The sequence below is a fragment of the Sanguibacteroides sp. AM78-02pH3A genome (genome assembly GCF_027666085.1).
Lineage (GTDB): Bacteria > Bacteroidota > Bacteroidia > Bacteroidales > Marinifilaceae > Gabonibacter > Gabonibacter massiliensis.
This window is the reverse complement of record NZ_JAQEHX010000005.1, coordinates 213,571-225,331: the sequence shown is the minus strand read 5'-3', so window position 1 is coordinate 225,331 and position 11,761 is coordinate 213,571. Positions and strand designations below refer to the sequence as shown.

At 39.3% G+C, this 11,761-nt stretch carries 7 protein-coding genes and 1 pseudogene; all 8 read left to right on the top strand.

Features of this window, described 5'->3' with window-relative positions:
* Nucleotides 1-16: 16 nt before the first annotated feature.
* The 8 genes and pseudogenes from PGR74_RS09735 to PGR74_RS09700 all read left to right on the top strand — a co-directional run bounded on the left by PGR74_RS09735 (nt 17) and on the right by PGR74_RS09700 (nt 11,693).
* The gene (locus PGR74_RS09735; RefSeq protein ID WP_041505559.1) at nt 17-916 is read left to right on the top strand and encodes a helix-turn-helix domain-containing protein; all 900 of its coding nucleotides are present in this window, start codon (nt 17-19) and stop codon (nt 914-916) included.
* Nucleotides 917-1,256: 340 nt separating this feature from the next.
* A pseudogene (locus PGR74_RS09730) lies at nt 1,257-1,352 on the top strand (DUF4357 domain-containing protein); the annotation flags it as partial.
* Between the two features lie 141 nt (nt 1,353-1,493).
* Nucleotides 1,494-2,660 carry a Fic family protein gene (locus tag PGR74_RS09725; protein ID WP_394341855.1) on the top strand — a complete coding sequence of 389 codons (1,167 nt, stop codon included), beginning with the start codon at nt 1,494-1,496 and terminating at the stop codon, nt 2,658-2,660.
* Between the two features lie 309 nt (nt 2,661-2,969).
* Nucleotides 2,970-4,166 carry a FecR family protein gene (locus PGR74_RS09720; protein WP_082027571.1) on the top strand — a complete coding sequence of 399 codons (1,197 nt, stop codon included), beginning with the start codon at nt 2,970-2,972 and terminating at the stop codon, nt 4,164-4,166.
* Between the two features lie 116 nt (nt 4,167-4,282).
* The gene (locus PGR74_RS09715; RefSeq protein ID WP_082027572.1) at nt 4,283-7,717 is read left to right on the top strand and encodes a SusC/RagA family TonB-linked outer membrane protein; all 3,435 of its coding nucleotides are present in this window, start codon (nt 4,283-4,285) and stop codon (nt 7,715-7,717) included.
* 12 nt (nt 7,718-7,729) lie between these two features.
* Complete coding sequence (locus PGR74_RS09710; RefSeq protein ID WP_041502779.1) at nt 7,730-9,256, top strand: RagB/SusD family nutrient uptake outer membrane protein; 1,527 nt, start codon at nt 7,730-7,732, stop codon at nt 9,254-9,256.
* Nucleotides 9,257-9,263: 7 nt separating this feature from the next.
* Nucleotides 9,264-10,025 carry a DUF4843 domain-containing protein gene (locus PGR74_RS09705; protein WP_041502780.1) on the top strand — a complete coding sequence of 254 codons (762 nt, stop codon included), beginning with the start codon at nt 9,264-9,266 and terminating at the stop codon, nt 10,023-10,025.
* A gap of 12 nt (nt 10,026-10,037) precedes the next feature.
* Nucleotides 10,038-11,693 carry a PKD-like family lipoprotein gene (locus PGR74_RS09700; protein ID WP_041502781.1) on the top strand — a complete coding sequence of 552 codons (1,656 nt, stop codon included), beginning with the start codon at nt 10,038-10,040 and terminating at the stop codon, nt 11,691-11,693.
* The last annotated feature ends 68 nt before the right edge of the window (nt 11,694-11,761 follow it).

Sequence of the window (11,761 nt, the reverse complement as noted above, 5' to 3'; positions counted from 1 at the left end):
AGTCGTCGCTATGGATATGAATGAATCCCCTATATTGAAAGTAGATACGATCGAACAATACAATAACCTCTTCGATTTCGAGACTCGACATCCGCAAGTCAACTTCGTCGATTTCGACACGGTGGAGAGTCAGAAACCGTATCGCATGACGGTCGGTTTCTATTCGATCTTTTTGAAAGAGACGGTAGCCTGTACGATAAACTACGGAAAGACCAAATATGATTTCGACGATTGGACAATAGTCAGCATTGCTCCGGGACAAACCGTCGGCTATTCCACGATCGAGGGAATCCCGACCAAAGCCAAAGGCTTGCTGTTCCATCCTGATTTCATTCGCGGTACTTCATTGGGGCAGAAAATTAAAAAATATTCGTTTTTTGCTTACGAGTCTAATGAGGCACTACACCTCTCGAAAGAGGAGCGAACGATCGTTCTCAACTGTATGTCTATAATAAAAACGGAATTGCAACATGCCATAGATAAACATACCAGAGGACTGATTTGCACGAATATAGAATTATTGCTGGATTATTGTCTACGATTCTATGAACGGCAATTTATCACGAGGCAGGATATGAACCTCGACGTGTTGGCTCGTTTCGAGAGACTTCTTGATGACTATTTGAGTACGGGGATTGCTTCGGAAAAAGGTGTGCCGTCCGTTCAATATTTTGCGGACAAGATTTGTCTCTCGCCCAATTATTTCGGTGATTTGATCAAAAAGGAAACAGGGAAAACGGCAAAAGAATATATACAATTGAAAATGTTGGACGTGGCGAAGGAAATCTTGTTTGATTATAGCAAATCGATCACCCAAGTCGCTTATGAGTTGGGTTTCCAATATCCGCAGCATTTCGTACGTTTTTTTAAAAGATATGCAGGCGTAACGCCTAATGAATACAGACGGGCGAATTGATACCTCGGCGACGACAGGCTCCGTTTTCGCCATCCCGTAAAAAACAAACTATAGCACTTGGGGACGGGGTAAAAGTGCTATTTACGACTTCGTATTGGTCGATAACGAATGCAGAAGGAGCGCATCATAAAAGCATTAAAATAGACAGATGAATATATGGACGAAGAACGGAAAAGGATAAGGTGGTAGAATAAACGTCCCGTTTTTTACATAAATAACGGGATGTTTTTTGTATCTTTACATCTGCATACAAGATAAAATATGAAAATAGCAGAACAGATAAAACATCAGATTGGGACGTTTTCAGAGGACTTTATATTTTCTGCATCGGATTTAAATCATGGGTAAAACGGGAACGGCATTTCTAATCGATGGTGATCCGAAAAGTACTCAATACGCATTTATAAGCAATAAAATTTGCCGGACGTTTATTGTGAGTGCTTATCATGGGATATTCTCGTGGAAATTCGGACAAAACATTACTCGATACGTTTTTTGAACATAAAAATTGTGTATCGATCAAGCTGTTTTGCGAATTGCTTTCTCGGAATCCTCCACAACAAAAGATCAGCGATCAATGGAACTATATAGACAAATTGATATGACTAATTTCGACGAATATATCCGTCAGAGTGAACCTCAGAAACGAGAAAAAGGCTATGCGTGGCAGACAGCTATTGGTTTACAGGCAGTAGATGGCTTAAAGCCCTCTGAATATCTTATTAATACGGCTCGTAGACACATCGAGGGGGATATAACTATTGATGAAGTGCAGGAACTTATCAAGAGTTACTATGAGTCAAAAGATATTTATACTGAAAAGGATAATGGAACAGAAGAAGCGGATAAGGTTTCTACCAACATAACTAAGTTACTTAATGAACGATCTTTTGCTTTTAACATAGCCGGACTAACTGCTGTACATCGGCGCATATTCGACGATGTGTTCGAATTTGCAGGACAAATTCGCAATTATAATATAACGAAAAAGGAATGGGTACTTCGTGGAGATACTATATTGTACGTATCTGCTCCCGACATTCGAAGGGCTATTGAATATGACTTTGAACAAGAAAGAGCCTTTGACTATACAGGATTAAACATCAGCCAAATAGTTAGACATATAACCAATTTCGTATCAGGCTTATGGCAGATACATCCGTTTGGAGAGGGCAATACACGTACAACTGCTGTATTTACCATTCAGTATTTACGTTCCATGGGATTTGATGTGGAAAATAACCTTTTTGCCAATCATTCTTGGTATTTCCGTAATGCATTGGTAAGAGCTAACTACCAAAATATTCAGAAAGGTGTAAAACGGGAATCCGAATATCTGGAACGTTTTTTCCGCAATTTGTTAATGGGTGAAAACAATGAGTTGAAGAACCGATATTTGGTCGTTGATACTCTGGAGAACGCAATTGCACTCTCCCCGACAAGTACCCCGACAAGTACCCCGACAAGTACCGAAGATGCATGGCATACGGACAATGAAAATATCATTCGCCTGATTAAGGCTCTTTCCGGCAATCGCCTGTCTGTAAAAGAACTGATGCTGGCTATAGGATTAAAAAATCGTGAAAACTTTATGGAATACTCACTTAATCCTGCCATCAAAGAGGAATTTGTTTGTATGCTCTATCCAGATAAGCCACGACATCCACGGCAGAAATATTTGCTAACGGTTAAAGGCTTGGCAACATTGAACCGTTTGAGCGCAAAATCCGATAACAACCTCTGAATTCATGGTCTTCGTACATAGATATATCACAAATATTGTTTATGCGAATATTGCGGTCGGGGAATATTCCGTATCGTTTCTCGTTTTGCGCAAAAGTATAAAACATTTCTCGAAGGTTTACCAATAGAGATGCTTGATTTGTTTGCCATCGCTCCGTCTAAGCTAAATTAGATAAATATTGCTTCTATGTTGTTTTTGAAAACAGTCGATATAGCACTTTTACCCCGTCCCCAAGTGCTATTGAAATGTTAAAAATGAAAATAATAGAGAGAGCGAGTCATCCTTTTGAGTTTCTTAGTCGTTCTGTAAATGAAGGAGAGAAGTTTTATGTTAGAACCTAAAGATTATAAAATATCCCGTTTGATAGCCAGGCAATTTGTTCACGGACTTTCCTCCGGGGAGGAGGAGAAATTGGAGCGTTGGTTGGCTGCTGACCCGGACAATCGGAGATTGTATGACCGGATTATGGATTCGGATAACAAAGCGGAGCGGGATAAGTACGTGGAGGGATTGGATATTGAAAAGGAGTGGAGAGCGCTCGAGCAACAGTTATCTCCTTTTAAAAAGAAAAACCGGAAATTAGGTTGGGGGATCGGGATCGCCGCTTCGATTGCTTTGTTGGTCGGTGTCGGCTTGTGGTTTTTTCAACAACGGGAAGAGATCGTACCGCCTGTCGAATTTACCGGTATTCAGGTAGGAACATCCAAGGCGATTTTGATTACGTCCGGAGGAGAGCAGATCGAATTGCAGGATAGTAATGTCCAGCAGATCGTTTTAAATAACGGTGTCGTGGCCTTAAATACCGGAAAGAGTGTGGCCTTGCAAGGAGGGAAACAGGATACGGTAGTGCGGGAGATTCGTTATTCTACGATCCGTATTCCCCGGGGAGGGGAATATAATCTGACTTTGTCCGACGGTTCGAGGGTTTATTTGAACTCTGATTCGGAGATTCGTTTCCCGGAGCAATTTGGAGAGGGAAAACGGGAGGTATTTTTGAAGGGAGAAGCTTTTTTTGTGGTAGCGAAAGATAAAAGTCATCCATTTGTTGTCAACACGCCGAATAAGTTGCAGGTAGAAGTTTTGGGAACGGAATTTAACGTACAGGCTTATGTTGATGAGGAGGATGTCGAAGCGACTTTGAATCAGGGAGCGGTTCGGGTCGTTTTAGGTAATCAGTCCGTGGAATTGCATCCGAATCAGCAAGCTGTTTATAATAAAAAAAGCGGGAAGCTCTCTTCTCGAGAAGTGGATGCAGAAGCCTATTCGGCTTGGAAAGACGGACGTTTCGTGATGAAAAACGAGACCTTGGAATCGATTATGGCCCGATTGAGCAGATGGTATGATATTCGTGTTTTCTACATGAATCCGGAAGTGAAAAATTATCATTTCTCCGGAGAGTTGGAACGGTATGAAGATTTTTCGGAAGCTTTACGGATGTTAGAGAAATCGGCGAAGATCTCTTTCGAGGTCAATAAAAACAATGTGGTGGTGCGTAAAAGGATGTAATGGAATTCGAGTATTAAAAAATAAAAAGCAGAAGATACTGGTCCTATCTTCTGCTTGAAAATTGAGTTTAGATAACGATTAACAAATCGATCATTAATCATTAAGCATGTAAAAGTATGAAAAAAAACGGAATCGGGGTCTTTGATGAGAATCAAAGATTGCTAAAAATGCGATTTATTTTTAAACGTTGCGTTCTTCTTCTGTTCATGTCGGTCTTTTTTCTGCAGGTCAATGCCGCTCAGCAGGTCGTGAAATTGACTATGAATATGAAAGACGCTACCATCGATGAAATCATTACGAACATGAGTAAAGAGACGAGCTATCGTTTCTTGTATCAGGTGGAAGAGGTTCTGAAATACGGCAAAAGGGACCTCAATGTAAAAAATGCGGCTTTGGAAGAAGTTTTAAATCAGCTGTTGAAAGGAACCTCCCTTTCTTATGAAATCCAGAACGAGGTAGTGATCATTACCCCTGTAAAAGACGAGAAAAAAGAGGAAAAGAAAAGAGTAATCAAAGGAAAGGTCATTGATACTCAAAAGATACCTTTACCCGGCGTAACGGTGGTGATTAAAGGTACGACTTTAGGCGTTTCGACAGATCTCGACGGAAAATTTACCATCGAAATTCCCAAACAGGACACGACCATCCTTGTATTCACTTTTATCGGCATGGAAAAGGTGGAACATCGTCTTAGCAAGGACCCGAAAGACGACGAGAAAGAGTTGGTCATCACGATGAAAGAGGAGGTAAAAGAGGTGGAAGAGGTGGTGGTTACCGGGTATGCGAATATTAAAAAGGAGAGTTTTACGGGTAGTTCGGTTTCTATCAAGAGGGAAGACTTATTGAAGGTTTCTAAAACGAATGTAATAAAAGCATTATCTACTTTCGATCCCTCTTTCCGGATACAACAAAGTAATAAATGGGGTTCGGATCCGAATGCCGTTCCTGAAATGTATATCCGGGGACGTTCCGGTATCGGGGTAAAGGATTTGGATAAGGATGCTTTGTCGAAATCTTCGTTAAAAAATAATCCGAATCTTCCGGTATTTATTATGGATGGATTTGAAGTAAGCGTACAGAAGGTATACGATATGGACCCGATGCGAATAGAGAATATACAAATTCTAAAGGATGCTTCGGCTACGGCGATGTACGGTTCTCGTGCTGCAAACGGCGTCGTGGTTATTACAACGGTTGCTCCTAAACCGGGAGAGGTGGTGATTACTTATAGTTTGACCGGAGAAATTGAAATGCCGGATCTTTCTGACTACAATTTAGCAAATGCTGCCGAAAAATTGGAAATAGAAAAACGGGCAGGATTGTATGATCCGAATATTGCTTTCGGTGGAACTTGGACACAGGCGATGAATGCTTATAATGAGCGCTTGGTTCGTGTAAAAGAAGGTGTTACTACGGACTGGCTTTCTTTACCTTTACGTAATGCTTTTATGCACAAGCATTCGTTATCTGTTGAAGGCGGTAACAAAGATTTGCGGTATGGACTCGATGTCAGTTATAAAAACGATAATGGAGTGATGAAAGACTCTTATCGGGATAATTTAGATTTGGGTTTTCATGTGGATTATCGAATTGGAAATTGGTTACAGGTTGTTAATTATATAGAATATACCTATACGGATGCCCAAGACTCTCCCTATGGGGATTTTAGTGATTATTCGCATTTGCAACCGTATGACCGTCCGTATGATAAACAAGGTAATCTTATTCAGGAACTGGAATTTTCTAAAATGAGAAACAATGATGGGCGAGGAAAGAATAATCCTTTATATGAGGCGTTATTAAATAATTTCCAGTACGATAAATCGGATACCTTTATAGAACGTTTGATGGCTCAGATATATGTGACGGATCATTTTCAATTAAAAGGTCAGTTTGCCATAACGAAAACTATATCTAAGAATGAACGTTTTATAGATCCTAAGTCTTCGAATATATCTTCTACGGAATTTATGGGTGATCTTTATATTACAAAAGGAGAGTCTACCAAATGGGATGCTCAGGTTGGGGCTTATTATTCTAAAGTATTGGGAAATGCGCATGCCTTAAATGCTTCTTTGGTGATGAATGCGACGAATACCAAAACAGAGAGTACTTCGTCTCACTATCGGGGTTTTCCGTCCGGAGAATATCACTCTCCGAATTTTGCGGCAGAGGTTTATAATAAACCTTCGAAATCTGAAAATTTAACTCGCTTGGTCGGTTTTCTTTTGTTAGCTAACTATACCTGGAATGATATCTATTTAGCGGATCTTTCCGTTCGTTTCGACGGGTCTTCCGAATTCGGATTGGATCAGAAATGGGCGCCTTTTTGGTCCGGAGGTTTGGGAATCAATGTTCATAATTACAGTTTTTTAAAGGGCAATGAAGTAATAACCCGTTTAAAATTAAGAGGTTCTTACGGACAGACCGGAAAAACTAACTTCGCCCCTTACAATGCAAAAACTATTTATAAGACTTTTGACCGTTGGTACATAGCCGGATTCGGTGTCGCATTAAGAGCATTGGGAAATAAAGACTTAAAGTGGGAAACGACGAATAAGATGAATATCGGTACGGATTTGGGTTTCTGGAACGAACGTATCGCTTTGAATTTTGATTATTATAGGGATAAGACCGTGGATTTGATTACGGATGTAACTTTGCCCGGTTCGTCCGGATTTACTTCGTATAAAAGTAATATGGGAGAAACCTTAAATGAGGGTTTTGAAATCAGGACTCAATTTGATGTTGTGAAAGATGGAAATTGGTACGTCGCGTTATGGGGAAATATGAGCCATAATAAAAATAAAATTTTAAAAATTTCTGATGCTCTAAGGCAATATAACAATCAGGTAGACGATTATTATGCGGATGCAGAAGAGAGTCAGGAGTCAGTCGCTTGGTGGGATAAGACTATGGAAGAATATGCCAAGCCATTGATGAAATACGAAGAGGGGGCTTCCCTGACCTCTATTTACGGAGTCCGTTCTTTGGGTATTGATCCGACTACCGGTAAAGAGTTGTACCTCTATCGAAACGGTCAGGTTAGTAATCAGTGGAAGGCATCGCAACAAGTTGTTTTGGGAAATACAGAGCCGGATGCCAGTGGATCTTTCGGGGTAAATGCCACCTATAAAGGATTTAGCTTGTTTGCTTCTTTCTCTTATGAATGGGGAAAACAGATCTACAATGAAACTTTGGTGAATAGCGTAGAAAATGCGGATATCGAAAATAGCAACGTGGATAAACGCGTGCTGACTCAGCGTTGGGAGAAACCGGGAGATATAGCACCGTTAAAAGATATTAAAAACAGAGATGCGGTAACTCTGCCTACTTCCCGTTTTGTACAGGATGAAAATGTATTATCATTAAGTACGTTGACCCTCAGTTACGATTTTAATCAGGATTTGTTACGAAAAATCTATTTGAGAACGCTGAATTTGGAATTTCAAATGAACGATATTTTCCGTTTGTCCAGTGTGAAACAGGAACGGGGAACCAGTTACCCGTTTGCAAGAAGTATAAATTTCACCTTACGTGCAACTTTTTAGAACTTAGGTAATATGAAAAAATATAGATTTTTATTGTTATTGTTTTTACCATTCTTTATATCGGGATGTAATGAATGGTTGAACGTGAAACCGGAGGATGAAATTGATGAAGAGGATCTTTTTGATTCTGCTGACGGTTTTCGCCATGCTCTGAATGGTATTTATTATACAATGGGAACAGGGAATTTGTACGGGATGAATATGAGTTGGGGTATAGTGGATGCTTTAGGCCAAGTGTACGATTACACGTATGGTTCCAGTGAGTTGAATGCCATGGAAAGGGGGGCAGCCGTGTATGACTGGGATTATGAGCATCTGAAACCGAAAATCGAATCCATATGGAACGAGACGTACAATATCGTGGCCAATTGCAACAATCTTATAAAAAATATAGAAAATACCGATCCGGATATGTTTCCCTTGAAAAATCGGGAAAAATCGATGATTTGGGGAGAAGCCTTGGCTTTACGTGCATTTTTGCAGTTCGATATGCTACGTTTGTTTGCCCCGGCACCTGTAACTCAGCCTGGAGGTAGAAAATTTATTCCTTATATAAATATGTATCCATCTTATGTTTCAAATAAAAAAACAGTGGATGAGTGTCTGACATTGATTACAGAGGATTTGAAAGAAGCTAAAAAATTGCTTTGGCAAATTGATACCGCTAAGTCGTTTAGTCCGTCGGTGACTTTTGAAATGTCTGGAACGGGAGATAATATCTTTTTTTATCGAAGAGGATATCATATGAATTATTGGGCCGCAACAGCTTTATTGGCACGAGTCTATTTGTATGCCCAGAAAGAGACGGAGGCATTGGAACAAGCCAATGAAATTATCACTTTTGTTGCCAAAAATCGTGCTTTTCCGTTTAATACCTCTTCCGGCGGTTCAAAATTGTATACGGATGTGATGTTCGGTTTATATGTGATCGATCTACCGGAATTAAATCAAAAAATAAATGATATTACGAATGAAGACAATGCAACCTTCTTGTGTGTATCCGAGATCGAGAATAATTATTTCGAAAAGGATTTAACATTTAATAATAATTTGGAGACATTTATTTCTAATGATTATCGGTATACGTACTGGATACATGACTGGGAAAATTATAACTCTTATTATCGACTGAAAAAATATGATGCTCCTACTACTGGTGGTTCTACACAGATAGAGATTAGTAAAACATTGGTTCCGTTGATTCGAATGAGTGAGATCTATTATATGGCTGCTGAGATTTTAGCTAAAAAAGATGCAGACGGACTTGCAAAAGCTAAGACTTATTTAAATTATGTAAAAGAGGGACGGGGTTTGAAGAAAACGGATCAATCCATAATAGATGTGACAAATGCAACCATGGAAACATTCAATCGTTTGTTAATTAATGATATGCGTAGGGATTGGATCGGTGAAGGTCAGACTTTTTACCTGTATAAGCGTTTGAATAAAAATATTCCGGCAGAGTCGGGTAAAACGATAATGGCTTCGGAGGAACATTTTGTTGTGCCTTTGCCGGATAGTGAAACTAATATTAATTAATACAGTTATGAGATCTTTTATTGTTTTTGCGTTAATATTGACAGGAGGATTGACTTCTTGTGATAGAAAAGGAATCGAAGAGTTTTCCGATAATAAGGTATTTCTTTCTTTTGTAGCGGATGCGACGGTAGATAGTACTGTATTATCCTTTAGAACCTATAATGAAGATAGAGTTTCAGTCGAGATTCCAATAAGAACCAAAGGAAAATGGTTAACAGAAAACCGGGCATTTAGTGTGTCCGCTGATCCCAAGTTGACGACATTGCCGGCTGAGTTATATGAATTACCGGAAAAATGTGAGTTTTCTGCCGGACAGGAATTAGATACGATAACGGTTACTTTTTTGAATGATCCCCGGTTAGCCGAGAAAGCATATCGTTTTGTATTGCAAATAGACGAAAGTGAAGAGGTGAAAGTTGCTGCCGATGTAAAATATCAACGAGCTATATTTCAGGTGTCTGATAAATTGGAGCGCCCGAAATGGTGGACGGAGTTGGATGGTGGATATAGTGGTGATCCAATATTTAACGTTGCGGAAGCGTATTACCTTGGTAGCTATTCAGAAACTAAATACATTATGTTTTTAGAAGAGTTGGCCAAGGATGATATCGTTTTCGACGGGAGAGACCGCTTGGTGTTAAAAAAATATTCGCTTCGATTGAAATATAGGGTAGAAGCTTTTAATAATGATCCGGCTAATCAAGCTGCCGGGTTGACCCCGTTGAAAGATGAAAAAGGCGAGAAAATAGTTATTCCTGTGGTAGGTTAAAAAAGCAAAGTTATGAAAAATAATGTATTATGGATAGTGATTGTATTCTTGGTTGTCGGTTGTTTGGATGATAAAAGCAATTACGATTATAAAGATATAAACGATTTTGATAATTGGCAGAATGTGGGAGTAAAGAACGTACAAAGTAGTTATACGCTCTATCCCGGAGAGTCGGTAACATTGGAACCCAAAGTACGCTTTTCGATAGATACGTTGAATCCTGATGCTACTTATGCGTGGTATATAGAGAAAGATAAGAAACTGACGAAAGTTTGCGATCAACTGTTTTATACGCATGAAGCAACGACAATCGGAGATTATACATTGGTACTGACCGCAATTGATAATAAGACAGGAGTTACTTTTAGTGAAGACATAGGTATAGAGGTTGTATCTCCTTGGAAAAACGGATGGATGGTACTGTCAAAAGGAGGATCTGGCGAATCGCAACTCTCTGTGATTCGTTCTAAAAAGCAATCTAAATTTGTAGTGGATGTTGAGACCGGAAAGGAGAAGAGAGTGGATACGGTGGTTTATGTCGGACAAGATATAAATATTGTTCCTAATTTAGGTAGGGGACCGCGTAAATTGGTAGAAAACTTTATTTATGAAGAGTATACTTCTGATATTGAACTGCAAGATGAGGTAATGGTGCTACAAGCGAGTGGTCCCGTGGAATTAAATGGAAATGACTTGAGTGTAGTCGGTATGGCAAAGGATGAGTTTTTTGATGGAATACCCGGTAGCTTTGATCCTGTCAACGCCGCTCTTTCTTGGGGGGGGAAATGGCTGTTAAACAGTGATAATTATGTGTATGGAGCGACTATGTCCGTCGCTACGGATTTACATTCCGGTCGGTACTTTGGGGAACCGATTTTCAACGGGAAAAAAATAAAGCAATTATTACCTTATTGGAAAGCTTCTCCTTATGGGAATATTGCAGTTATTGGAATTGATGAAAACAATACTTTCTTCGGAATTGTAGATCAATGTTCCGTTAAAGATTATTATGAGAATGATTTTACAATCGTTGCCGGTGGAAATTACACGGGTAGTTTTATGGAGTTAGGGAGTCTTAAGGGGGCAGACGAATCTTTGTTTAAAAACATCAATGGTGAATACATTTTCCATGCGTGGGAAGACAATCCACGTAATAAGGGACCTTATATTTCTATTTTGAAAAGAGGGAATAGTTATTATTGGCATAACTATACATTTGAACTTGATGGGTATCGTTACAAACCCGGAATGAAAATGATTGTATCGAAGAGTAAGAGTGGTATTCTGGATGCTTCTGTAATGAATGGATATCAAGCGGCAAGCGTATTGCCTTGGAAAAAATTATTGATGATTGCGAGTGGAAATACTTTGTATGGTTTTGATTATATTAGAAGTATTCCAGGGTTAGTTCAGATGCTGAATGCTCCAACTTATGGTTCCGAGATTGTGGATATAGCTGTAAAAGATTATAATTCAGATAAGAATAATGCACATTTGGCTGTAGCTTTAAAGTCCGGTGAAATTTATGTATACGAGGTGAAATATGATAAAAAGGAAGAGACAGTAGAGTTGTTGGAGATTTATCATAAAGAAGGATTCGGAGAGATCGTGGATCTGGAATATAAATTCGGTTCGGGAACAAGACCAAGAGCAAATTATTTATATTAATATGTTGTTTTAGTATTTCGATAAATAGTCGAGGGGAGTAAAAACTCCCTTCGGTCTATTCCTTTTTA

What these genes read in the sequence shown, in the direction of transcription:
- PGR74_RS09700 (WP_041502781.1), top strand. Translation starts at nt 10,038, where the DNA reads ATGAAAAATAATGTATTATGGATAGTGATTGTATTCTTGGTTGTCGGT.
- PGR74_RS09725 (WP_394341855.1), top strand. Translation starts at nt 1,494, where the DNA reads ATGGAACTATATAGACAAATTGATATGACTAATTTCGACGAATATATC.
- PGR74_RS09705 (WP_041502780.1), top strand. Translation starts at nt 9,264, where the DNA reads ATGAGATCTTTTATTGTTTTTGCGTTAATATTGACAGGAGGATTGACT.
- PGR74_RS09735 (WP_041505559.1), top strand. Translation starts at nt 17, where the DNA reads ATGAATGAATCCCCTATATTGAAAGTAGATACGATCGAACAATACAAT.
- PGR74_RS09710 (WP_041502779.1), top strand. Translation starts at nt 7,730, where the DNA reads ATGAAAAAATATAGATTTTTATTGTTATTGTTTTTACCATTCTTTATA.
- PGR74_RS09720 (WP_082027571.1), top strand. Translation starts at nt 2,970, where the DNA reads ATGAAGGAGAGAAGTTTTATGTTAGAACCTAAAGATTATAAAATATCC.
- PGR74_RS09715 (WP_082027572.1), top strand. Translation starts at nt 4,283, where the DNA reads ATGAAAAAAAACGGAATCGGGGTCTTTGATGAGAATCAAAGATTGCTA.